This is a genomic window from Methanobacterium formicicum, from assembly GCF_029848115.1.
In the GTDB taxonomy this organism is placed as follows: domain Archaea; phylum Methanobacteriota; class Methanobacteria; order Methanobacteriales; family Methanobacteriaceae; genus Methanobacterium; species Methanobacterium formicicum.
Genome location: NZ_JARVXG010000051.1, coordinates 31,255 through 55,721, shown reverse-complemented (window position 1 = coordinate 55,721; position 24,467 = coordinate 31,255). Strand labels below are relative to the sequence as shown.

Annotated in this window: 30 protein-coding genes and 1 tRNA gene; 27 read left to right on the top strand and 4 right to left on the bottom strand. The window is 38.4% G+C overall.

The annotated features are described in order from the left end of the window. Window positions 1-34: 34 nt before the first annotated feature. From QC759_RS07540 to QC759_RS07440, 21 genes are all read left to right on the top strand, one after another. On the top strand, window positions 35-487 hold the full coding sequence (locus tag QC759_RS07540) for a hypothetical protein (protein ID WP_048072082.1): 453 nt from the start codon (window positions 35-37) through the stop codon (window positions 485-487). A 92-nt stretch (window positions 488-579) separates the two neighbouring features. After that, on the top strand, window positions 580-1,023 hold the full coding sequence (locus QC759_RS07535) for a TFIIB-type zinc ribbon-containing protein (protein WP_048072081.1): 444 nt from the start codon (window positions 580-582) through the stop codon (window positions 1,021-1,023). Window positions 1,024-1,512: 489 nt separating this feature from the next. Then, window positions 1,513-1,743: a hypothetical protein gene (locus QC759_RS07530; RefSeq protein ID WP_048072080.1), complete on the top strand. Its 231-nt coding sequence runs from the start codon at window positions 1,513-1,515 to the stop codon at window positions 1,741-1,743. A gap of 24 nt (window positions 1,744-1,767) precedes the next feature. Then, window positions 1,768-2,046: a hypothetical protein gene (locus QC759_RS07525; RefSeq protein ID WP_048072079.1), complete on the top strand. Its 279-nt coding sequence runs from the start codon at window positions 1,768-1,770 to the stop codon at window positions 2,044-2,046. A 216-nt stretch (window positions 2,047-2,262) separates the two neighbouring features. Beyond that, window positions 2,263-2,763: a DUF1700 domain-containing protein gene (locus QC759_RS07520; RefSeq protein ID WP_048072078.1), complete on the top strand. Its 501-nt coding sequence runs from the start codon at window positions 2,263-2,265 to the stop codon at window positions 2,761-2,763. Next, window positions 2,705-3,919 (top strand): PBSX family phage terminase large subunit, encoded by a 1,215-nt coding sequence (locus QC759_RS07515; protein WP_048072077.1) that lies wholly within the window; start codon window positions 2,705-2,707, stop codon window positions 3,917-3,919. Before QC759_RS07520 ends, QC759_RS07515 begins: the two co-directional genes overlap by 59 nt. Before the next feature lie 17 nt (window positions 3,920-3,936). After that, window positions 3,937-5,175 (top strand): hypothetical protein, encoded by a 1,239-nt coding sequence (locus tag QC759_RS07510; protein ID WP_048072076.1) that lies wholly within the window; start codon window positions 3,937-3,939, stop codon window positions 5,173-5,175. Further along, complete coding sequence (locus tag QC759_RS07505; protein WP_144405514.1) at window positions 5,159-5,947, top strand: hypothetical protein; 789 nt, start codon at window positions 5,159-5,161, stop codon at window positions 5,945-5,947. Before QC759_RS07510 ends, QC759_RS07505 begins: the two co-directional genes overlap by 17 nt. Before the next feature lie 16 nt (window positions 5,948-5,963). Then, entirely contained in the window at window positions 5,964-6,275 is a 312-nt protein-coding gene (locus tag QC759_RS07500) for a hypothetical protein (RefSeq protein WP_048072074.1), read from the top strand. A gap of 29 nt (window positions 6,276-6,304) precedes the next feature. Then, window positions 6,305-6,377 (top strand) — tRNA-Asn (locus QC759_RS07495). 156 nt (window positions 6,378-6,533) lie between these two features. Further along, window positions 6,534-7,259: a hypothetical protein gene (locus QC759_RS07490; RefSeq protein ID WP_144405513.1), complete on the top strand. Its 726-nt coding sequence runs from the start codon at window positions 6,534-6,536 to the stop codon at window positions 7,257-7,259. A gap of 18 nt (window positions 7,260-7,277) precedes the next feature. Then, a complete protein-coding gene (locus QC759_RS07485) occupies window positions 7,278-7,799 on the top strand; it encodes a hypothetical protein (protein WP_048072072.1) in 522 nt (173 codons plus the stop codon). A gap of 21 nt (window positions 7,800-7,820) precedes the next feature. Further along, a complete protein-coding gene (locus QC759_RS07480; protein ID WP_048072071.1) occupies window positions 7,821-8,756 on the top strand; it encodes a hypothetical protein in 936 nt (311 codons plus the stop codon). A gap of 13 nt (window positions 8,757-8,769) precedes the next feature. Further along, the gene (locus tag QC759_RS07475; protein ID WP_048072070.1) at window positions 8,770-9,597 is read left to right on the top strand and encodes a hypothetical protein; all 828 of its coding nucleotides are present in this window, start codon (window positions 8,770-8,772) and stop codon (window positions 9,595-9,597) included. Between the two features lie 21 nt (window positions 9,598-9,618). Then, a complete protein-coding gene (locus QC759_RS07470) occupies window positions 9,619-10,059 on the top strand; it encodes a hypothetical protein (RefSeq protein ID WP_048072069.1) in 441 nt (146 codons plus the stop codon). Window positions 10,060-10,076: 17 nt separating this feature from the next. Beyond that, window positions 10,077-10,301 carry a hypothetical protein gene (locus QC759_RS07465; protein ID WP_048072068.1) on the top strand — a complete coding sequence of 75 codons (225 nt, stop codon included), beginning with the start codon at window positions 10,077-10,079 and terminating at the stop codon, window positions 10,299-10,301. Then, window positions 10,302-11,393: a hypothetical protein gene (locus tag QC759_RS07460; RefSeq protein WP_048072067.1), complete on the top strand. Its 1,092-nt coding sequence runs from the start codon at window positions 10,302-10,304 to the stop codon at window positions 11,391-11,393. A gap of 22 nt (window positions 11,394-11,415) precedes the next feature. Next, window positions 11,416-12,015: a hypothetical protein gene (locus QC759_RS07455; protein WP_048072066.1), complete on the top strand. Its 600-nt coding sequence runs from the start codon at window positions 11,416-11,418 to the stop codon at window positions 12,013-12,015. A gap of 28 nt (window positions 12,016-12,043) precedes the next feature. Further along, entirely contained in the window at window positions 12,044-12,274 is a 231-nt protein-coding gene (locus QC759_RS07450) for a hypothetical protein (RefSeq protein ID WP_048072065.1), read from the top strand. A gap of 4 nt (window positions 12,275-12,278) precedes the next feature. Continuing rightward, a complete protein-coding gene (locus tag QC759_RS07445) occupies window positions 12,279-12,665 on the top strand; it encodes a hypothetical protein (RefSeq protein WP_048072064.1) in 387 nt (128 codons plus the stop codon). Between the two features lie 24 nt (window positions 12,666-12,689). Beyond that, the gene (locus QC759_RS07440) at window positions 12,690-13,121 is read left to right on the top strand and encodes a hypothetical protein (RefSeq protein WP_048072063.1); all 432 of its coding nucleotides are present in this window, start codon (window positions 12,690-12,692) and stop codon (window positions 13,119-13,121) included. Between the two features lie 19 nt (window positions 13,122-13,140). Here the strand turns inward: QC759_RS07440 and QC759_RS07435 are convergent, their stop codons facing one another. Further along, window positions 13,141-13,380, bottom strand: coding sequence for a DUF2188 domain-containing protein (locus tag QC759_RS07435; RefSeq protein ID WP_048072062.1), 240 nt, complete (start codon window positions 13,378-13,380; stop codon window positions 13,141-13,143). 87 nt (window positions 13,381-13,467) lie between these two features. Here QC759_RS07435 and QC759_RS07430 point away from each other — a divergent pair, with 87 nt between their 5' ends. From QC759_RS07430 to QC759_RS07420, 3 genes are read left to right on the top strand one after another with little or no spacing between them, the layout of a single operon-like run. Further along, entirely contained in the window at window positions 13,468-14,019 is a 552-nt protein-coding gene (locus QC759_RS07430; RefSeq protein WP_048072061.1) for a hypothetical protein, read from the top strand. A 36-nt stretch (window positions 14,020-14,055) separates the two neighbouring features. Further along, entirely contained in the window at window positions 14,056-14,370 is a 315-nt protein-coding gene (locus QC759_RS07425) for a hypothetical protein (protein ID WP_144405512.1), read from the top strand. Between the two features lie 6 nt (window positions 14,371-14,376). Next, entirely contained in the window at window positions 14,377-14,748 is a 372-nt protein-coding gene (locus QC759_RS07420) for a DUF2283 domain-containing protein (RefSeq protein WP_052659947.1), read from the top strand. A gap of 149 nt (window positions 14,749-14,897) precedes the next feature. Here QC759_RS07420 and QC759_RS07415 read toward each other — a convergent pair whose 3' ends face one another. From QC759_RS07415 to QC759_RS07405, 3 genes are all read right to left on the bottom strand, one after another. After that, window positions 14,898-15,185 (bottom strand): DUF8108 domain-containing protein, encoded by a 288-nt coding sequence (locus QC759_RS07415; protein ID WP_048072059.1) that lies wholly within the window; start codon window positions 15,183-15,185, stop codon window positions 14,898-14,900. Window positions 15,186-15,249: 64 nt separating this feature from the next. Continuing rightward, window positions 15,250-15,912: a zinc ribbon domain-containing protein gene (locus tag QC759_RS07410; RefSeq protein ID WP_048072058.1), complete on the bottom strand. Its 663-nt coding sequence runs from the start codon at window positions 15,910-15,912 to the stop codon at window positions 15,250-15,252. Beyond that, complete coding sequence (locus QC759_RS07405) at window positions 15,913-16,101, bottom strand: ribbon-helix-helix domain-containing protein (protein ID WP_048072057.1); 189 nt, start codon at window positions 16,099-16,101, stop codon at window positions 15,913-15,915. 128 nt (window positions 16,102-16,229) lie between these two features. Here QC759_RS07405 and QC759_RS07400 point away from each other — a divergent pair, with 128 nt between their 5' ends. From QC759_RS07400 to QC759_RS07390, 3 genes are read left to right on the top strand one after another with little or no spacing between them, the layout of a single operon-like run. Next, window positions 16,230-20,255: a hypothetical protein gene (locus QC759_RS07400; protein ID WP_048072056.1), complete on the top strand. Its 4,026-nt coding sequence runs from the start codon at window positions 16,230-16,232 to the stop codon at window positions 20,253-20,255. Window positions 20,256-20,273: 18 nt separating this feature from the next. After that, window positions 20,274-22,160, top strand: coding sequence for a hypothetical protein (locus QC759_RS07395; protein ID WP_048072055.1), 1,887 nt, complete (start codon window positions 20,274-20,276; stop codon window positions 22,158-22,160). Between the two features lie 16 nt (window positions 22,161-22,176). After that, window positions 22,177-24,462, top strand: a complete 2,286-nt coding sequence (locus tag QC759_RS07390; RefSeq protein WP_048072054.1) for a hypothetical protein — start codon at window positions 22,177-22,179, stop codon at window positions 24,460-24,462. Window positions 24,463-24,467 lie beyond the last annotated feature (5 nt).

The window sequence follows — 24,467 nt, the reverse complement described above, 5'->3', positions numbered from 1 at the left end:
ATTAAAGCTCTGATATTTATAATAGGGATGAATTATGATGATGACATCGGATCAAGTTAAAAGGGAATCTAGAAATATTAAATATTTGCTAGGTAAGTATAAAACCAAGCAACCTGGAGAGGTTAACCCTCGAACTATTGATCTAAAAAAGGAATGGAGAGAAAATCAGAAAATACGAGTAGCACTTAAACAGATGGAAGATTTGAATGTTACTGGTGAGCTCCAGAATCAGGCTATCTGGATCATCACCCATGGACCACGTACTAAGGATCTTTGTGCACGATGCAAGTATGAAACTGTTACCCTGGCTATCATCTTTTATTTGAAATTCAGCAATACTAAGAAAAGGCCATTATCACATTACAAGTTAGCCCGGGACCTGGGTTTGACAGAAGAAATTTATGCTAACATTGTTACTAAATTAGGTAGGTTTTTCCAGGAGAAAATGGCCCTCACTGGTAGAATCAAACGATATGATAATTCTTAATTATAACTCTTATTTTTAATTTTAAACCTTTCTTCTTCCTTCGGTCATGTTTGCCATGTTATTATAGTGATAACGGCAAACTATTGGAGGGGTTGTATAAACTGGTAAAATTTGCAGAGGATCCTGAATGGTTGCAGCTGGTCCGTGATGGCTACTGTCCTGAATGTTTAGATCAGTTTAACCCTAAGTCACGAAAACTTTTCAAAAAAGGAATTAAAAGAGAATGCAGCCAGGGCCACCTTATTCTTTATGGAAATCCATTGTATCTTGCTTATTATCGTGTTGAAAAGAAAAAAGAAAAAAAGAAAGTCACAGGTTGCCCTAAGTGTGGGGGTCAGGCTGTTACTTATGATAAGAAACATGATGAGATTTTCTGTGATGATTGTGGCCTGGTGTTATCGGGGCCTCCACAGTGGATCCCTCCAGCTAGATGGGTGAATTATCCCATGGGTAACCGGTACGATTACGCTGATATTGATGCCACTTATACACCCTACGAAACAGACCGCTGTGATTATGGAGATTACATTGAATAACTTTTTTTATGTTCATCATTTATTTGATGAAAAAAGTGCTTTCCTAGGCGATTTGGTACACACCTCTAAGGGGGGATTGGTGGGGCCTTGGCATAGTGAATGAGAAAAAAACGAATAAATAAAAGTTAAAAAAAAACAAGGACTTTTAAAATAAACAATAATACCCCCCCCTCTTATAGGTATTTAATCTAATTTTTCTCTTTCACGTCAAAAAAGGCCCTATTATCCCCCCACTTTTCCAAACATATTGGGTGGTTTTTTTATGAATAAAGACTTTTTAGGCTTCATAATCATCCTTTTAGGGATACTTTTCTTTTTCTTATTCATGGCATACAATCTCACAGTTTACTAGATTGTTCAGTTACCATGGCCTACAACTGCAATGCAGCTGCACCCGCGACAGCTAATAACACTGAACATTGCACTAATCTTAGACACTGATTTTCATTATTTAATGAACAAAAAAGAACTAAAAAAGGAGATGGAATAATGGCAGAAGAGGAAACTAAACCAGAAGAAACCAAAACTGAAGGATTAGAAAACAACAAGAGAAATGCAGTATTACAGGAAATTTCTCTTTGGGTTTTGATATTCATTGTGTACCTTGGAGATGCAATATCGAGAGACCAGTCAATAACTCCACTTGGATTAGTTCTGATACTTGCAGCTGTAGCACGACTTTACATTAAAGTTAAATTCCCTCAATTTCAGTTAAACTAAAAAACCTATAGGGGGCTTCTGTAGATGGGAGAGGAAGGCAGGAAGGACCAACTAAAAATATATGATAACATCACTGGAAAACCATGCCCTGGCCATAAATGCCAATATGAGGGTAGATGGAAAAATTATTTTGATTTTAAAGAAAAAGTCATAGATTTCATGGGACGCAAAGAAGAAATCAATGGAAACCTGAAAACAGAAGACCAAAAACTCGATGACAGATTAAAAAGTATAGAAAATAAAGTGTGGGCTATTCTTCTATTGTTAGCAGGTGTGATTTTAAAAGTTGTATTCGGAGCATAATCACATTGTTCGTAAACACCGAATTGTTCCGAAACAATTATCCTTTATCCACAAACAATTAAAACAAAATTACGATTAATTAAATTAGACATCTTCTTGGTAATTGTCCAAATACTGTAAAGATTTTTTTATTTAACATACAGTTTCAGCCCTTCATCTCACCTATTCTTGAACATTTTTGAATAGTTTCTGAACATTTCCGAAATAGTGGTTTCCATGGCCAGACCTAACAAAGTCAAGACATCCAAGTACCGGGAAAAGATTGACAACTGGATCATTGAAGGTAAAGGTGACACTGAAATCATTGAGTTACTCAAACAGCAGGATCCACCTGAGAAGATAGGTCGGACCACTCTGTACAATTACAGGAAAAATGATTTCAATATAAACAAGGAAGCTACCAGGGAATATCATGAAAAGAAGAGTAAAGAGCGGTTGAATGGTGCTGTTGCTCAGACGGTTAGCGATCTGGAATTTCTTGACAATATCATCACGGTGGCTAATGATACGGGTTTGGAAGTGGATCCTGAGAAGAATATTTCCGAGTTGGATATTAAAAAACTTGGAATTCAGGCGGTTCGTGCTAAGCAGGAAGTGTTTAAGGCTGGTTCTGAAGATGAGAAGGAATTCATCATTACTATTGTAGGGGTGGATTCTGATGAAGAAGATAACGTGGAGGTTGAGCCGGAAGCAGAAGAAGAACATCAACCGGACTGATCGTAAGTTATTGATTGAGGGTAGTGCTGGTTCTGGTAAAACTATTTATGCTGTTCATAAGGTTTTAAAATATGGTCTTGAGCATAAGAATGCTCGTATTGGTGTTTTTCGTGATACTCTTCCTGCATTGAAGGCTACTAGTTGGCTTGAACTCCGGGAAGCATTGGAAAATTATGGTATTCCTTTTTATGAGAATAAAAATGAGGGTATCATACGGTTACCTACTGGATCCACGATTCTTTTTAAACCCTTGGATGATCTTAAGAAGATTCGAAGTCTTAACCTTGATTTTGTTTGGGTGGAACAGGCTGAGGAAATATCTTTTGCCGTGTTTGCAGAACTTGAAAAACGTATCCGTGGAATAGTCAGTAAGAAAAGTTTTGGACAGTTCTTGTTAACGGTCACTCCTGAAGGTACAGATCATTGGATTTATAATTATTTTCACCGCCAAAAAAGAGGCACTATTCTTCATTTTCATTATACTGAGAACCCATTTCTTCCAGAAGAGTACGTTAAAGAGTATGAGGAGTTAAAAGAGATAGATATTGAGCTTTATTATAAGTACACTCTGGGTAAGTGGGGTAAGTTATCGAATATTGTTTTTGAAAATTGGGATGAACAGTCCCCGGTCAGTGGTGTTGAGAAATGGACTGCTGGTGTTGATTTCGGTTATAATAATCCTTCCTGTTTCTTATTAATTGGCTGGTATGATGGTGAACCTTATATTGTCCGTGAAGTTTACAAAAGGCGTTTAACTAATCCCGAGTTTATTGATGAGATTATTGCAGTTTTAAATGATGAGGGACTGACACCTGGAAAATTAGATAAAGTTTATTGTGATGCTGCTGAACCTGATCGGATTCAAGAATTTTGCCAGCGAGGTTTTGATGCTGTTCCGGGAGTTAAAGATGTTGCTGCACGACTGGAAACTAATCGCAGTGTACAAATCCACATAAGCCCTGGTTGTGTTGAAACTAAAAGAGAAATTAAAAATTACAAGTATCAGAAGGATAAGGATGGGAATATTTTAGATAAACCTGTTGATTTTAAGAACCATGCCATGGATGCAATGGGCTATGATGTTTACGGTGTTCTTGGACCTTTAAGCAAATACAAAAAACAGGAAATTGAAGAGGAAGACGCTTACGTCTACTAAAAAAGTGGTGGGATTATATGGGATTATTAGACAGAATCAACTACAAAAATTTCCTTTTACGGAATGCGGAACCCAACGCAATAGAAGAAACCGGAATAGACACTGATGACACTACCACCACTGATACAGATGCAATAGACCTTATCGACACGGTACCTTTCAAAGTCAAAAGAACAATAAAAAACTGCCGTTTTGCAGCAAACGACCCTATTGTGAAGGGTATCATCAATGATAACATCACTAAAACAATATCTAACTTTGTAATAGAAGGAGATAACCAGGACGCAGTGAACCATATCATTGAACGTTGCAAAAGCACAGACTGGGATATTAACCAGGTCATGAGGGATTTACTCTGGGCGGGTCAGGTGGATGGTGAGGTATTCACGAATAAGATTATTATTGAAAATAGAATCCACCTCCGAATCCTGGCCTTTGATGCTGAAAACTATCGAATCAAAAAGATATACGATGAATACGGTAAAGTAACCGGATTCAAACAACTAACACAAAGAAACAAAGAAACAAATAAAGGATGGCTGGCTAAAAAGTTCGAGGAACTGGAAGAAAAATTAGAAGAATGGACTGTACCATTCCAGCCAGGAGAGATCATTAATGCCAAATACATGGAGTTAAAAGGTAAGGGCAGATCTATTGTGATGGACATCTTGGACCCGGTATACTACCGGAGGGTACTATCAGATCTGATGCCTAAAACTGTTTTCAAAAATTCCAATATTTTAATTGTGACTATGGGGAACAAGGATGCCCCAGGTAAACGTTTAACTAAAAAGTCCCGGGAGGCGGTTGTGGAGGCCACTACTGATTACCATAAAAAAGGAGTAGTGGTTCTCCCTTTCGGGCTTGAAGCTGAAATGATTGGTACAAGTCAGCTTCCAGATATTCCAAAATATAAACAGGATTTTAAGAATGAAATTTTCGATGGACTTTCAACACCACATGCACTATTTGATACAGAAGGAAGTAACCGGGCCACAGCGGAAGTATTAATGGATAGTGAAACCAGTGGAAGAGTTGTATTCCTTGAATACAACAGGGAATGGTTGAAAAAATATATTGAAAATGAATTATTCACACCTGAACTAGAACTAGCAGGTAAAAAAGGAAATGTCTGGATTAACTTCCATCCCAAGGACAAAGATAAGAAATCAGGATACCTAGAAACTGACGAAAATAAAGGTAAAGAACCATCAGAAGAGGAAACAGACGAAGGGGTGAATGATGATGGTGACTGAAGTACCCCTGAATGAGGAGCTCCTTGGATGGGATAATGAAACATTCCAACCAGATGATCCAGATGTTGAAGATATGGACATGGACGAACAGTTAATGTTTATCGCTTTATTTGTTATTTTTGCTAAACTTTACACAGATTTTGAGCATAAAACAGTTGATTATGTCCTTGAAAAATTCCCTGATGCAGTCACCAAAGCAGGGAAGAAACTAGCAGAAACCAGTAAAACCGAACTGACTAAAATAGTCGAAGAACACCGTGTTTCCATACTGAAAGAATTCAACATACACGAAAAAGTAATCCCCAAGGTCAAACTTGACTTGGACCTTAAACCAACCTTAAATACTCTTAGTTTAAGTGCTAAAGCAACTATCAATCAGTTAAAAGATGACGTGGCCACCAAGGCCGCATCATTCAAGGCAGGTATGGGTGAACCCAAAGATTTCAATCTTAAAGCTAATTTTAACAGGGCCATAAGGCGTACTAAGAATTTTGTTAAATTTAATGCACAGTTTGCTAAGCAAAAAGTCAAGAGAGCAGCTCAGAAGATGAGATATGGCAGAAATATGTTATATTATTGGGTTGTTGCTGGACGACGTACTTGTGAGAAATGCTATGCCAAGGCCCGGCTACCACCAAGACCCATGGACAAATGGGAATATGACCACCCAAATGGCCATTGTGAACTGGTTCCTGAGAAAGATAACGCTACTAAGGAATACCAATCCTATTTAGAAGAATCTCAAAAATACGCTGACATTAGTCTTATTTGATAAATGAGGTGAAATAATGCAGGAAGAAATAGATGAAGAATTTGTAGAAACAATCGAAAATGCGAAAAAGGCCTTGGCTAAAGCAGGAATAAAAGATATACTGCTGGTAGTATCCTATGAAGATGGCAGTGATATAGCCCTATTCGCTGGAGATGTAAAAAAGTTACATCAATCGGTAGATTTTGAAGTGAACTTCAATGATTTTGTCGAGAAAGGATATATAGATCCAGATCATCTTGATTGGGCTAACTTAGAGAAAAAACAGAATTACACTCCATGTCCAACCAAGAATAGGGCCACAGCTGAAGTTCAGTTGGAGCAATCTTAATTTTTTAAAATTATATTTTCTATTTTTTTGTCCTTGTAGTTCAGTAGGTAGAACGCTAGACTGTTAATCTAGATGCCGTAGGTTCAAGTCCTACCAGGGACGCTTATTTTTAACTTATTTTTTCGGAGGCATGGTACTATTCTAATACCCATATTTGAACCAGGCCTAGGTGATTATAGAGACCATGGCCTGGACAAACCCGTTAAATTCACAGAGGAATTTTTAAAAGAAATAGCAGCCACTACTGGCAGCTTAGACGTGACTGACGAGCATACTACAAAAGTCATAGGCATGGTAGATACCTTCGTCTACAGAGATGGCAGCCTACAAGTCAAGCCACCAGAGGGCCTTGACCTGAAAGGTAAAGGAATCAGCCCAGTCTTTGATGATCTTAACTTGGTGGAATATGATGAATACTACCTACCAATAACTGGTTACCTCAAGGAAGTAGGTTTAACAGCCACCCCCAGGAGTCATATTCTTTATAATAGTATTAAAAAACCCGAGGAGGACGATAATTTGGGTGATAAAAGTGAAGTTTTGGAAAAAGCTTTAGAAAAACAGCAGGAACAGCAGGAAGAGATTGGAATTCTCAAATCAAAGCTTAAAAGTGCTAATAAAACTGTTGAGGAAAAACAAAAACTTGAAAAGGACTTAAAAGATTTAGAAAAAGAAAAAAAGGACAATGAAAAGAAAATTAAAGATTTAGAAGATAAAGCTAAGAAATATGATAAATTAGAAGGAAAAAAGAAGGAAAAATTGATAAAAGAACTGGCGGGTGATGATGAAGAGTTGAAAAAAGAACTTGAAGACATGTCCCTGGAGAAGCTGGAATTTTTCAAGGAGCATAAAATCATCACTCAAAAACCCAAGGGAGTGGCCGCTGGTGGAGCTCCAGGGCATGATGATGATGGAACCAAGAAAAGGGAAAAAGATGAACCTGGAAATTTCTGGGATATTCGTAAAAAGAAAAAACGATGGTAAACTATTTGGAGGAATTTCATGACTAAAATTGGAACATTTTTCGAAGAAAGCGAAGTAAAAACCTACGAAGTAGAAGAAGGACCCATGACCTACCGTAAAGGGATAAACCCAAATAATGGTCTTCCTAACGAACAGGTTACTTTTGAAAAACAGGTTGATGAAGAAAACTTCCTGGTCCAAGGAACTGGAGAAAGAAGTATGAAACTTGCAGAAGCAGGAGGAATAGCTACTCACTTCAATCCTTATGACCCCGAAGTTAACGGTTCATTACCTAAAGCGAATGCTGCAGTAGGAGCATATCCTAAAAGATATGTTGGGGCTGCTAAACTGACATCTAGAGAATTACAGTTGCCATTAGCCCCTGATAATGTGGAAATTAAGGCAGGAGATAAACTTGAGATTAAAGACCCTAAAACTGGCCTTGACAAATCTGCTGCAACTACCAATGTGGTTACCAGCTTTGATAACATACCTGCCAACACTGGCGGATATGTAACTGTGGACTGTGATGGTCCTATCAGAGTTAAGGCCGCAGGATAAAAAAAGGAGGATTGGTATAAAATGGCAACATTAAAAGAAATGTACGCTGACTTTGAAAACGGTACTTACCTAGCAGAATTAAAAACTTCCATGGTTGAAGGATACCGGTTCGCTGGAATATTTCCCCTCATGAAAGTTGATAACGAACAGGTAACTATCGTTGAAAGCACACCGATTGATAAATTCATAACTCAAACTGGTAAATCTAAAAAAGTAGCTAAAGGTGCAAGTGCACGTAAAATCAGGGGTGAAGTCATCACTCCTGAAGGATTTAAACTTGTGCACAATGAAATTGAATATTCTATCCTGAATAAGGACATGGAACATCCTAATTTCAACCTCATGGATGAAATCAGTGCCATGGGTTACGTCTTAGCTACTGACGTGGATCAAGCAGTTTACAGTACTGCCAAAAACAACGCTAAAGTTGTAACTGATTCTAAGATCGTGAAGGGATGGGGTAATAATGCTACTGAGTTTAAATCATTACTCCGTGATGTGATGAGGTTCCAAGCCAGTATCAGGCCAAAACCTTACGAAATTGACTTGATAGCTTACGGTGCTGAAGCTGATGTGGAACTTAAAGCAAGGGCTGCTCAATCAGTGTCTAACTACAAACTGCCTCAGAATGGTTTTGAAATCAAAAGTGCCCTGGACGTGGCTAATGCCAAAAACTTCTGGGGTGGCCGGGCATTTGAAGATGGAGAGGCATTCGGTTTTGATAGTAAAATGCCTGCCTTGGATGTTATCATGATGAAATATCATAACCCCAAAATTAAGTCCATGCCAAATGTTCCCGGTCTTGAAGACTTACTTCCACCTGTCAGTATGCTGATGTTTGATAATGCCGACAAAGAACACAGACCCATGACTACCATCAAAGTAGCCTGTACTGCTGGAGCATACCCCAGGGCTAAGGGAGAAAGGATGATCCGGTTCCCTGACTTTGTATCATAAGGGGGTTTAATCTTTGGCAGACCCTGCAACCCGGATGGAGGATTATTATAAAATCCTCCACCACCTCAGGGAATTCAAGGTTGACAGACAATACCCTTACTCTTTTGAATCATCAGACAACGTAAAACCATCCAGTAAATGTCAATTAGTGGCCGGATCTGTTCATATAAACCTGTTAAGATTTACTGGCATGGCGGATGATGTGATTGTCATCCCTACATTACAGCGTGATTATTTTTCGATAGATTCAGTTGAAATCAAACTAACTCCCGGTAGTGAGTTGGATCCTTCAAAGAGTAGTCTAGGTTTTCATGATACCATGGGTGCTGAAGTCACTCTTTTAACTCTTCAGGGATCGGGTGATATTATCAGTGCTGGGCAGTCTGGAGCAGTTACTTTTAAAGTCAATGATCAAGGGATGGATCCCAAAAGTCAGTTATTGTCTGGTATTAAGTCGCTAAGTATCCACTTAGATACAACTTTAGATTCACTTGACATCATCGACATCATATTTAGGAATAACAGTCCTGTTTGCACACTTGAAAGTCTGGATCTTGGTTTAATTGATGGTGAGAATTATGTTAGAGATGGCCTCCAGACAGATACCTTACCAGAATCACTACTCAAGTACAAATACATTGCAGCTGCAGCCATGACTTGGCTCACCCGGTGGGAGCATGAAGGCCAGGTAATGGGTGATGGAACACAGAAAAGTAAAAACTATGCGGACCGTCTCTTGGGAATAGTAGACAGGGCCATAGACACGTATAAAAACACTCCCGCCGATGATAACATCGATGATGGTATTAACGAGGATTTGATTGGATTCAGCCTAATCTAAATATTTGTGGGGGCTATTTTTTTGAGTAAATTACAGGAAATCCTGGAAGACCTAACCGGATTCATCATTAAATCCGGGAAGTACACCCGGATCTTTTATGATGATTCTACCATGGATCCGAACACACCCTTACCTGCCCTGAGCTACAAGGTCGGGGAAATGAAACAAGAAAAACCATCCGGCTGTGATGAATACGTTAAAGAACTAGAAATACGCCGACACACCGCTACACTAGATAAAAATAAGCTTCTAATGGAACTATGGGATTTCGAAGAAGAAATAATAACCCTAATCAGACGTGGGGGTGTTAATGGTGAGCTTTCAACACGGCATAGTATAGAACTGGAGTATCATAAAACTTATCCAATTGGTGCTTTGGTTTATAAGCGCCATGAGGATAATAAAGAGGTTTTTTTCAGTAATCTGCTCAGGGTAGCATTCAAACTTAGATATACTTTATAGAAGGAGGGATTTTGTTTATGAAGTTTCAATATACAGGGCCAGATGGACATAAGACCCTGGAACTAGTAGCTTTTGAAATAATGGAAAAAGACGAAGAACTAAAGAAAAATCAGATAATTGAAGTACCTGATGATAATAAAAGGCTGGTTTCATGTCTGGATGCATCAGGATATTTTAAACGGGTGGAAAAAGAAGAATCTAAACCCGTAAAAAAACCTAAACAGAAGAGGAGGACTGACTAAATGGGAGTTATAGCACCTAACCTAGCATATCACTACTGGTCCTTGGGGATCAAACCCGCCGGTAAAACAGCCCCTGAACAACCACTAATAATGATCCCTGGAACCGAGTTCGAACCTGAAAAAGAAATCGAACACGAAGAAGATAAGGGCCACACAGGTGGATCCAGTCTAACCATGGGAATGTACCGTAAAAAAGCAGCCAGTAGCCCAGGTTACGAAGATAAAGCACGATACCAGCAAGGATGGGAAGATTACTGGTATTTACTCTTTGGACATGTGACAGGCCCAGACCCCGCAATAGCCGGAGCCACTAAGGCCAAAAAGTACGTCTTTGCAGTTGATGTTGTAAACCCATCCGATCCACCACTCTGTACATTGTATAATGGTTATGCTAAGACTGCAAATGATGCATACGTCTATGATAATTGTATGCTCAATGAACTAGAGGTTAAATTCAAAAACGATGAACCCATGAGCATAGCCCCTAAGTTTGTCAGTGACTATCCCCAATTCAAACAACCCAACCCTGCCAGAGTAGTACCTACTAAAAAGGTCAAAATAGAAGCAGGCCAGACTGTTCTGTACTATGCACCTGTAGGTGTAACATTAACCGAAGCTAACAAAGCACAATATGCCTTCCCATGTGTAATAGAAGGCAATGTAAAAGTAAATAACAACGCTGAAAGTGAACCATGCGGCGGGGATGATTTCGGTACTGAAACTAAAAACATGGGAATAAGAGAATCTGAGGGAGGATTCACCATACCCTGGACAGAACAGACCAAATGGATCCAGACCGAATATGAATCTGGAACCACTGATGGGACTAAAGTATCATCAGAACCACTCAGGAAACAGATCCTCATAGAATCCATCGGACCCCAAATCGAAACTGTTACATCAACTGACATATTCCATAAAACAGCCATCCTAATACCAGATGTGACTATTACTAAATGTGACAGCCCACAGTCTGGTGATGAGCGTAAATCAATCGAAACTGAGTTCAAAATCAATGATGAAAGCCTAGCTAGTTTCATGACTGTTGAAATAATTTCTGAACTAGCAAACTTACATATAGGAACTATATAAAAAAAAGGGGTGTGTTTTTTAGATGTTTACTCGTGCTAAAATAGAATTTTGTGGAAAAGAACGGAAATTCAAAAGATGCAGTAACAAAACATTAGTCACTTTCCAAAAAGACATAGAAAAACTCCAGGAAGAAATGAAACCAGTCTTCCAGGACAACATAGACCTGGAAGAACAATTAGAAGATATCCAGGCACAGATTGACAGGGCCAATAAAAGGATACAGTTAATTGAATCAGCAGAAAACCCCACTGATGCAGAAATCCGAAAAGCCATCAAACTTCTTGACGATATTGACACCCTTTCCAAGGAAAAACGTACCCTGGAGAAACAGTTACGTGAAGATGGAGATGAACGTAAAGATCAGATGAGGCAACTGGAAGAAAAACTGGAAAATACGTATGCAGAACTCGCATGCTTACTCATAGACCCACTCACACCGGAAGAATTCAAAGAAGAATACGACAGCATAGACCTCATTAAAGTACAGAACCTGGGAATGTTCTATAATATGTGCCAATCCGGCTTCACTCAGACACAGATAGATAAGAAAGTCCGTGAAGTTATAAAAGCCAATATGGACCGAACCGAAAACTTTCGACAAAAACAACTCCAAAAAATCTGAACCATTAAGTTTGATCCTGGAAGAGGTGATGCTGGATAACTATTTCTTAATAGTGAGGCGGATACCAGGCATCAGCCTCTCACCAGACGCATACTGGAACCTCGACACCTACACCACTTCACACCTTCTAAAACGTGAGAAAGAAATCATGGACAAAGAGGAAGAAGAATACAACAAACAAAAAGGCAAAACCAAACCCAGAGAGAAAAATTCAGAGGAAATGGAAGAACTAATGGATGAAATACAAGTAGAGGGATAAAGACATGTTCCGGGTGGATGATTCCCAGTTCCAATCATGGGCCAAAAAAGTGGAACTGAAACTAAAAACAGGATTCTTCGATGCACTAATCGACGCAGGCCTACTAATCAAAACCAAAACCACACCCTACGTACCCCTTGACAAAGGATACCTAGAAGAATCCTACGAACAAATCATCTACACCCTAACCAATCTTTTTAAAATGGAATTCGGATACTCAGTCCGAAACAACCCATGGAGCAGAGGATACGACTACAGCTGGATCCAACACGAAAAACAATTCCAACACCCTAAACGTGGAACCTGGAAATACCTAGAAAAAGGAATAACATCCGCAGAAACAGAAGTATACAACATCATAGAAGAAGAATTTTACAGAATAATAGAATAAAAAAAATGAGGGGGGATTAGGGTTATGGAAATTAATAAAAAATTAAAACTGTACCAAGAAGCAGTTAATAAAATAGAAAAAATAGAAGATGACATCTACAGAAGAAATGTAACATGTACAACTTATGACAGCATAAATGAATTAATAGAGTGCTTGACTGATATAATTCCAGATGAAAAGATAATAGTATTAATACGCATTAACAAAAGCCTTAAAAAAGATTTAGATATAAATCAAGACTTTAGAAATTTTAAAAAAGATGTTCTGAACTTAATCAGAGAGTATTTAAAAGAAAAACTCAACACAATTAATGAATTAATAAATTTAATAGAAGTGGACTATCCCTGTGCAGCAGAATTACAATCTTATAGTTCATTTAAATTAGATTTGAGAAGTGTGTCAAGGGAAATCAAAGAATTCATGGAATATTTAGAAACCATACCAAGAATAAGGTGAAAAAAGAGAAAAAATATGATTATTTCTTGTCCTTTGGTGGATATGGATCATTACCATAACTTTCACGCCGTTGAATACGTCCATTCTTCTTGTGAGTTATAACTTCTGTCTTCTCCCGCTGACCCTGATCTTTAGCAGCTTTACCAGCTTCAGCTTTAGTGTCAAAATGTTTTGAAGCTCGTTTAGCATTGTCCTTTTTAGTATTCCACCCACCTTTTTTATCCGCTACAACATGTATGGCTTTCTTCTTACCTGGCATAAATTATCACCTCCTTTATCCTTTTTGTAATATTATAGTTCAACCTTCCTTAAATTTTAGAGCACAACAAACTAAGGTGATTGTTATATGACATGCATCGCAGGAGTTATAACACCACATAAGAAAATTGTAATGGCCGCAGACAGCGGTAACAATGATGGATTTGGAGCATACACAATACTCAAAAACCAGAAAAAAATCTTCCAAACACCAAACGGAATGATAATAGGAGTAGCAGGAAGCAGCAGAATAGGACAAATACTAAACCATGACTTTGACCCTCCCACCGACAAACACAAAGATCCTTTCCTGTACCTACTTAAAGAATTTATTCCTGCATTAAAAGAAAAACTCCAAGAAGAAAACTTAGTAGACGATCATAAAATGAAATACGACTCATCCTTACTAATCGGTTACAAAGGCCGATTATTCAGGGTGGGTGAAGATTATGACATTATAGAATCTAATGACAATTACGATGCCATTGGTAGTGGACGATACGATGCCAGAGGAGCACTATACGCACTAAAACAGACTAAAACCCTGAGTTGTGAAAAAATGGTAAAAACAGCCGTATCAGCAGCTATAAATGCAGATGTGAATATTAAACCACCAATAATAATTGAATATACTAAATAAAATTATTTATATCCTATAAAAATTTAACTTGAATCTATGACCTCACCTATTGCGCATGCATTGACAAGATTATCAGAATGTAATCAAAACCAAATTGAAATAGGCCCTCATGCAAAAGATAGGATGGAAGATAGAAACATCAATGAAAATTTAATATATGACTATTTAGTGAAAAAAGATGTTTCTGGAATTCTTCAACAGAGAAAAAACAGATTTAAATTATTTTACAAACAGGATGATTCCAGAATTAATCACGATCTGATCATTATCATTGACTTTGAAAATTCAAAAGAAAAAGATATAAAAGTTGTAACTACATATGAACAGTCAGTGAAAGTTAGAGAACGGTAGAGAAAAATGAGTGACGTGGATTTTGAAATGATAAGTAACTATGATGCTCAGGCAGATGCATTGTTTTTAAAGGTTAAAAAGCCTTATTCTTATAAGGAATCTGTAGAATTAGCAGATAATGTTATACTTGATTTCAGTGAAGATAACATTCCAGTAGCTCTGGAAATATTGGATGCCTCCAAATACTTCCATGTCAAACCATTCTCTTTAAGGAATTTCAACTTTGAAATGACAATCGATGTAAAAGAAGATACAATACATCTTGAAGCCGTTTTCATGTTCCTAATACATCAAAAGAAAGAAAACCGACCAGTTGACTTACTAACTCTTAATGATATGAAAATTCCATCCATGCAGACCAATTATGCAGTGGTCTGATCACTTATTTTATAAGTTACTGAAAAATATTTACCTCCAAATTATACTTTACCTTCCACATTCACCTGCCAAAGGTCCTGCAGTTGAAATATTGTAAATAAAAAAAAGAAAAAATAGTATTGATAATAAAAATCATCCATCTACATGTTTTAACCCACACTGGGTATTGTTTCATTATCTTCAATTAGCTTTACAAGGACTTTATCAGATTTACTATAATAATTATAAACTAACCAAAGTAGGTTTGCTAGGAGGAAAGTCCAACAAAAGAATATAAGTATTAAAATGTGAGAAAGAAGACTTCCATATTGTGCCTTAAGTAATTGTGCTGTTTTTTCACCCCTACTTTGAACTTTATATCCCATAGTTATGTATTCATCAATTGCTTCTTCAAATTCCCTTTCACTTCTTGTTTTTCGTATTCTAGTATCTACCATGTGTATTTCTCCATGAATTTAAAATATAGCATTATCTATTTAAAAGATCATTAAATAGTTTTCTTTAAATTTTTTGTCTTTGTCCACATTCGCTGCAAAAATTAGCCCCCGCTTCTATAGGAGAACCACAATTAGAACAGGAGTTAGGATCCATTTCAGAAGGTTTAGATTCAACATGTTTAGATGGGGCATTTAATGGAATAGGAGCATCATTCCAGCCATCATCCAAACCAGGGATGTGAGAATCAATATACTTTTTAACCATGTTCAGAACATTTTTACTAACAGTACGATCAAATCTAACCTTTAATCGAGGATTTTCAAACAAATCTAAAATCAGATATTTCCATACTCCCATTCCAGGAGTAACTTTAACTTCTGCAATATTTTCCCATGGAACCCGCAGATCTTCGTCATCATGCCTTTGGAATAAAATGCCATTTTGTACTATACGCATAGTTGCAGGGATACTTACGTTCTTACTTTTAGATCCCGATGTCATTGCCAAACCAACTAGTCCAAATGCCGCCGTGGCTGCCCCTTTAGTTAACATCCCATGACTTTTGATCTCTGTTTCAGTCAACTCAATAGTACAACCTACTCCTGGTGCAAATTCAATATCTTTCCATAATTGTGATTCTGTTTTAAAGAAATCATTAAACCTGTTTCCATCTTTTATCCTTTTTTCTTCAAGTTTTTTTGCTTTACTTTTTCGCAACCCTAACACTTATACTCCCTCCTCTTCAAGTTTTTTAAGTTTTAACATGCGTATTAGGTCATATTCGTGAGCTATGTAATATTCTATTGCCGTGATGATTGTTTTAGAGACAGATTTCCCTCTATGTTTTGCTAATAATTCAATATCCTCTTTAAATTCAGAGGGTATTCTCACGCTTGTTGGTATATTTTTCCCCATTTTTATCATCTTCTATTTGATTCTTATAATTATTATTTTGTAGTCATTCTATTTAAATTTTGTATATAAAAACCCTATTTTGTAGTTTTATTAAGTATTATGTAGTCACTTTAATGGAGTTTTTTATCATGGCTTTCGGTGGACGAGAAATTAAATCATTCCTAACTCTGGATATTACCAATTTTACTCAGGGGTTAAGCGGTGCTAAATCAAAAGCAGCATCCTTACAATCTGAATTAAATGGCCTCCAGAAAGGAGCAAGTGGATCCAATTCTGAGGTTTCAAAGCTAAAGCAGAATAGTGATGGTCTGAATCAGACCATGAACAACCTCAGCCAAACCACCAGCAAAACCGGCAAAGAACTAGAAAACACAGCAAAATCAACCAGTAACGCCGGGAACAATGCAACTGCAGCACAATCCAAAATGAGTGGCCTTAACAGTGCAATGAACCTACTAAAGGCTACAGCAGGAATGCTAGCCATCACATTAGGTATGGACCTAGCCATGCAAATAATGAATGTTGCCAACAGCGCAGTCAATGCCCAAGGACAAATCGCAGGAATGGCCAGAGGCATGGGCTGGGACTCCTCACAACTAACCGCGTACACCAACGAGATGGCCAGACTCCAAACAATCTACCGCAAAACAGATATGAACCAGGTCGGCATGGAAGTTGCCAAAATGGCCCGTATCTACAAACTAAACGCAAGTGAAGCTAAGGATCTAATAGAAACCAGTGCGGTATTTTCTAGTGCAATGGCCATGGAAGGAAGATCGGCCCGGGACTCTGCCCTAGCCCTCAAAGATTTAATAGACCAGGGCCAAGGATGGGAACGCCGACTAAGTGAGATTGGAGTTACAGCTGATGCACTTAAAGCCACTGGGCTGTGGAGTGGTGATAAAGAAGATAAAAAAGGAATCATAGCGGCACTCAATCAGGTCCTGGAACAGCGTAGTTTAACCCAGATGGCAAAAGAAATCAATAGTCTTGATGATGCTGTCCAAGTCTTAACTATTGCTGGTGGCCAGCTCCTCGGAGCTTTCCTGATACCTGCTGCTCCATTGATTTATGCTATCACTATGGCATTAGCTGACCTGGCTTATGGTGCTAAAAATGTAATTGGATGGTTATCTAGTAGTTGGGCTGCGTTACCTGGATGGGTTCAGTTAGGAATTATAATAGGCATAGCAAGCATTGCCTTAACAACATTTGGATTAATTTTAGTTGGATCATTAATTCCTGCTTTAACTGTAAAAATAGCTAAAATTGTTACAGCGACCGCATCACTATTTGGTTATGATATTGCTCAAAAAATGGCTACTGCAAGCAGCGCTGGATTTGGCCGTACTATTTTATTTTCGTTGCAATCACTAGTCGCATTTATCGCTGGAGAATCATTAGCAACAGTGTCTACTTGGAGTTTAACTACTGCTCTGTGGATGATGACTAAAGCATTGGTTACTAACCCTATTGTTTTGGCTACGGCTGCATTAATTGTCTTGGCTGTTGCGATTTACAAGGTTGGAGAATACTTCAAATGGTGGAAAGACATTCCCACAATGATTGAGGCCATTAAATCAGGTGTCATGAGGTTGTGGGCTGCATTCACAAATAATCCTCATGTCGTGGCTACTATTAATGGGATTAAAGAAGCTTGGGAAGGTTTAGTTAGTTTTATAGTTCCATTGTGGAATAATTTATTTCCTTCAGACAATGGAAGCTTTGACATAATAAGGTCGATCATTGATTTATTTGGATTATTAGGTGATGCTTTACAGCCAGTAGGAGCAATTTTCTTTTGGTTGGGTAGCACTGTAGTGAACGTCTTATCCTGGATCGGCAATGCAGTTGTCCGGCTTTGGGATTTCTTCCAGAACAATCCTCTGGGCCAGGTTCTGGCTTTATTGACATATTTTGTGAATCCCCTGCTGTTCATAGTTTTGAACTTCAATAAACTGGTTTGGGTGGTAACTCAGGCAGGCAATGCAATTAAAGCCTTTTTCGGAGCATTCTTTGATAGTGAAGGGCGTTTTGTTGGTTTGATTCAAGGTTTCCAGAATGCTTTTGGAATGCTTTGGAACTGGTTACTGAGTATTGATTGGGGAGCTGTTGCTACTGGATTTGTTACCGCTATCTACAACAGTGTTAAAGGATTGGGCCAATACATCTGGAATGCCTTATTTGGTGGTCTTGAAAATGTAAGTTTAGAAGGGATTCTGTACGGAATTCTTAGCCAAATTATCATTTTCTTCGCTAATTATAATCCAGTAACTATGATGATCAGGTTGCTCTTGGGTGACACGGTGGCAAACCAATTTGTGATAGGCATAAGGAGCATCCTCTTCCCTGCCTTAAATGCTCTGATGAACTTTATAGGAATATTAAGAGGAGTTGCAGGGTACCTTTGGGGTGTTTTATCACCTATTGGATCGGCTCTGTCTTGGATTGGTGGATTGATTTTGAATGGGGCCTGGCAGGTACTAATTGGGTACTGGAATACTCTGGTTAGTGTTGGTCAATTTTTATACAGTATTTTCACTTCCTTAACTGGTGCTTGGGATGCTCTGGTAGGTGCTTTCTTCAAGGATGGTGAATGGCAGGGTATTATTCCTGGTCTTCAGAATCTTGGAGGTATGATCTGGAATGCTATTGTAAATATTGACTGGATAGGTTTAGGGGTGTTCTTTTGGAACAGTCTCATGGGAATCTTCAGTGCTGGTGGAGATATCATTGGTCAATTCATGTCATGGCTCGTTAATGTTGATTGGATTGGTCTTTTCATGGCTATTGGGGAGTGGTTAATCCAATTCAACCCGATAGGTGTGTTAATAGGTTACATCTTTGGAGGTGATGGTGGTGGTGGCTTACTGGAAGCTATTACTCTTTGGGCTTCTGGTATTGACTGGTATGGTATCCTCATGGCCATGTTCCAGTTCATAGCTCAATATAACCCTTTGACCATGATTGTAACCCTTCTCTTTGGTGATGCAGCTGGTCAGACCTTCAGCACCATGCTCATGAACATTTTCATATTCGCAGCCCAGGGCCTGATGATTGGAATCCAGGTAATCATGGGTGTGATTAACATCCTGGCCAGTTTCATAGGATCCACCTGGTCCACTATTCAATCCACAACCCAATGGATTTGGAATAATGTGTTCATGACCATCTGGAATATCATGAACCAGATCTGGGGAGCGGTATCTCCCTATGTGGGTATGATACTGTCTGCCTGGAATCAGATGAAAAATGGTATGCTATCAGCTGCAGTTGCTATCAGGGATGGAGTATGGGGTCCTATATCAACATTATATGATAAATTGAAAGAGTTTTGGAGTTTCATAACTGGAGGTGGTTCTAGAGGTTCCGGAGGAGGGGGTGGTGGTTTTGGAGGTACAACCTGGCCCGGTGCTGCTGGAGGGCCAGACATAAGTGTGTTGAATTACAGTGGAGGACTTTCAAATGATGGTCTCTTTGCTGGTATCGCACCTATGGTTTTCAGGTCAACCCAGAATAGAATGTATGGTGCAGGTCCTGCCCCTGAAAATGATGATACTTGCTATTATGATGGTAACTGTTATGCTGGTGGATGGGATTTCAGTGACAACTGGATTGACAGGATCCTCTCAACCGTTTATGGTTGGAAGATGAACATTGGAGGAGTTAGTCTTTCACTTTCAACACTCAAAAATGGAGGAAGCTTATCAGCTTTCGCAGCCCTTGCCAGTTCAATCATTGGAAGAACAGCATATCAATTCTACTATGGGGATCAGAAAAGTAATGCTCAGGCTTTAAGAGATCGTCGATTCAATTGTTTTGATGGCGCTCAGATTATCATAGCCCTGGCCCAGGCAATGGGATTATCAGCATACATGGCCCATGGAACCTGGGGATCCACAGGCATACCACACGTATGGGCCATGGTAAACGGAATACCATTCGATACCACAGCCTTCCAAAACCGTGGAACCTGGTCACCTCCACCAGGTAGTGGTGCTGGTGGCTTTGGAATTGCAAACCCTGTTAAAAGAGTACTGCATTTCGTGTTTAACATCACCGGCCCTATCTATGACAAAGATGGTCTGATCAAGGAAATTAAAAACGTGGTGCATGAGGAGTTAAACGGAGTAGTTGACGAATTATTCGACTAAAAAAAGGGTGTAATATGCATGAATACTTGTATAATCGGACCTGTAGTTTTCGATAGAGGATTCTACTATGAAAAAAACAATGATTACGGAGTCATGGATGGTAAGGAAAAGTTCACTATTGCCGGCCCCATCTGGAAAATTAACCAACTCCGTGGCCTGATAACACGAGGAGGTACTGAAGAATCTGGAGGCATAACTATCAGGAGCACTAAACAGAAAGATTGGGGTCCTGTGTGGATAAATGCAACAGCTAGCCGTCCTGAAGAGTATGATAATGTTCGATTAAACCATAAAGGCTGGTACCTCATCCGCAATGTGGATATTGATAATATCAACCAGTTTGAAGCTAAAGCAACATTAACAGTTGAATTAATTAACAATGCCCTGGATGTATTCCTTGAAATGGATTATACTACAAGCCCCTACGCTGGAACACCATTAAAGCATGGTTATGATTTAACCGAAGAATTAGTATTGTTAGAAGATGATTTTCCAGGTACAACCCTTGATACATCCAAATGGTCTGCCACTATGTGGAACATGACAGGTGGAAGTCACACAGTATCTGGAGGCAAACTAGGGATGAGTGGAGTGATTACTTCTATAATTCCAGGAATGCCGGCGTGGGGTGCCAGAAGTATCCAATCCAAACAGTCATTTGATGCTCCATTCTATGTTGAATTTGATTTAGAAGTTCCAGATACTAGTTCAACAGACAGATTTGATGCACATAATTATCACTTTGTTTTAAGAACTGGACAATGGTTAGACTGGGAAGGCTGGCCCGATACATTTTTAATTATCCAGGATTGTGGGAGTAACAGTAGAGACATTCGATTTGCTAAACCATGGACAGATCCAGTAATTAAAAACAATGTGTCTTCATCCTATAAACTTCACAAATGGAAGATTTTAGTAGAGGAAAATGGATTAATCACTGCCTGGCTATGGAATTCAACTAATTCTGAATGGGATTTCTATTGGAAAGGTCCATGTAGTCTTAGCACTATGAAAAGACTCACTATCGGATTCACACACCACAGCCACGAGTCTACAAATCATACCGTATACACTGACAAAGTGAAAGTTTACAAAACACAGGCCCAGGTTCTTGAAAGTGTTGCTAAAATTCCTGTAACTGGAAGAAATGCTTCAACAGGTCTGGGGGGTCGTGGTTCTTCATATTTGCATAAAAATGGAGAATCAGACAATTCATTCCAAAACAGTGCGAGTGACCCCATGGCAATTTTCAATGGTTCACCAAGGTTATATTCAAATAATAATCCTCAAAACGAATGGAATGAAATACATAACATAGAAGAAAGTTTGAAAGTAGACAAATGCAAGTTTTACAATGATTTAATTCAAATAATTCCCACATCCACAGGTATTGAAATACACAGAATAAACGGTGCTTCTTTTGAAAAATTCTTTAACGTGGACATTGGACCTATTTCATTCATTAAATTATTGAACAAAACTCCTGAAGAACTAATACTGGCCATTAATAGGACTAAATGGATTTTACGACGTAGTGAACCATTTGTGTACATCAAACATGAATATAATGATTTAACATATCCTAAATTCTCATGTTGTTACCATGATGGAGCTTCATTAGAAATAACAGCAGATGATCAATCCATTTCAATGTCAAACACTCATTACGTTTTGTTCTGGAATAAAGGTAGTGGAACCTGTGCAAACCCTAACCCTGCACAGAATTTGCGTACAATGATTTTACAAAAATATCCAACCACAATAAAATCAAACAAAATACCTGCAACCAGTTTAACAGGCATCGGATTTTATGACAACACATTACCTTCCTCTAACCAGAATCATTATTCCAAATTGGCCCTGGAGTGGTTGAACCCAGTAAATCAAAGGATACGAATCATCTAAAGGATGTGTGAATGGAATGAAAGAAGTAAACTTCATACCTTTACTTAATGGTGTGGATCCCGTCACCATCCATGAAGATCCATACTTTCGGGCAGAAATTGAAGCCAAAGATGTGACCGCTATTTACTACCTCCCGGGAAGTAACTGTATCCGCACACCTGCAGATATGACTCAAAGTGGTTATGATGGATTTCCTATCTTTGGGTTTCCATCATACTCTTCTTATCAATCAGGGAGTATTTCAAAAGAGGTATATCTTGAAAAAACTGGCGATTACAGGATTTTTGTCAGAGTGGTTAAAGCCATCAAACAGGCGGGACAACTACCTCCACAATTGCGTTTAGAACTTGATGATAAATTGGTGGATGTTAAAAGTGTTGAAACACCTGCTTATCATTTCGCATGGATGGATTTTGGCCGCCATAGGCTCAATGCAGGTACGCATAATTTAGAAGCTTCTTTTTATGAACGTGATGTTTGGTTTGAATCATTCATAGTCATGCGTGTTAATATTCTATCAACTGAGGGTTCTAATATTTCCACTTCTCTAGAAGTTCAATCTGTAGAATACACTAAAAATACAATTGCTGAGATGAACACGGCTAAACTAAATGTTACATTCAAAGAAGACTTTTTATGCCCTGAAAACTTGTATTCACGGATGATTTTCGACTTCATGGACGCTGTAACTTTTTATGTGGGTGAAGATCGAAAGCATGCTAAACCAGACTTTGGAGGCTATGTATTAGGATTCACATTAAATGATGATTTGCTAAAAATGGATTTTGTGGGTAGAGAAGCAGATTTCTATCGTGCACCTACTTTTAAGAATTTCGCGATAGGTTATGGTACATCTGGCCAGGACCTGGCCGTGAATGCTTACAGATATAATTTCAGTAATTTGATGCAATTCATGGAGTACATATCCACAGGTATTGAATTCCCATTATTTTACAAATACAAGGGTTCCTATGCATTCTTAAAAGACATGAGCAATATTAATGACTTTAATAGTATTGGTGTTTCTGGATTTGATAAAAAACAGGATAAATCCGTAGGTATGCCCCCACCCGGGCTTATGTTGTATTATGAGGACATAAGTCTGAGTAATTGTTCAGAAAACAGCAGTAAAGATTGTGAAGCACTGATTTGGGGTAATTCATCCCAACCATTGAAAGTATCAGAAAACCCTTATCTTGTATTCGATTACATGGCCAAAGGGAATTCTACTGTGTATCCTTTCAAATTCAACATTGTTATCTCAATGTATCGAGGGAATGAAACTCCAGATGATGCATTGGATTACACAATAACTGTTAATTCATCTCGTGTTGAAGGCAAAGTTATTGGACATGTTGAATTAAATTTATCTGGAATTCCAGAGGAATTTAAATTTAATTTAAAGGATGCTTTTGATAATTCTGCCACGTCTGATGAATATTATATCACTCAAATAAGGTTTGTAGACACTATAACCATTTCAACACATCCCGGACCAATTAAACAAAGGGTAATGTGGTTTGATAACATTGGATTGATTGGATCGGATGTAATGTTACAAACCACCCTTGAATCTGATGCACAGTATCCTATTGAAGTCATTAGAGATGTTTGTGAATTGGTTGGTTATACTGGATACATTGAGCCGGGTGCTGAACGAAAAGATGATGTTTTTATCTTTGAAGAGATTTCAGGATCTGCTGGAGTTGTGACAGCAAAACAGGGATTAAATATTCTGGACGTGACTGGAATCACCTATAAACCCACGATTGGAACTGGAAATAACAGTATTTGCAACCGTGCATTCAGAAAGTACTATCCTCCTGATGATGCTGAAAAACGAGCTGCTGGCACAGGATACGTTAATATAGATAGTATGCTTCGTTATGGGACATGGGTCAATTATAAAGACATGACGAATACCACAACCCAGGCCGAAGCTGAAAAAGACGCTAAAGATACAGTTGATTCCAGGTCTTACTCATATATTGGTTTTACATTGGATATGCTGGGCACAGTTCAATTAAACCCTGCTAATTACCTTATAACAGATGTTCCACATGTTCTTCTTTCAGGGAATCATGAAATCAAATCAATGACCAATAAGCTAAATCTAGAAAAAGGAGAATTCAGGGCAGATATAGACCTTAACATACCGTCTAAAAGGTTTAAATCAATTGTACTAAGAATGAAACAGGAATTACTTGGATTAAATAGGCTGAGATCAGAGGCCATGTATTCCAGGGAGGGCCTGGGAAACTTGGGTTTCAGTGGTGCAGGTGCTTTTGTCCAAAGGAGGTAACATCT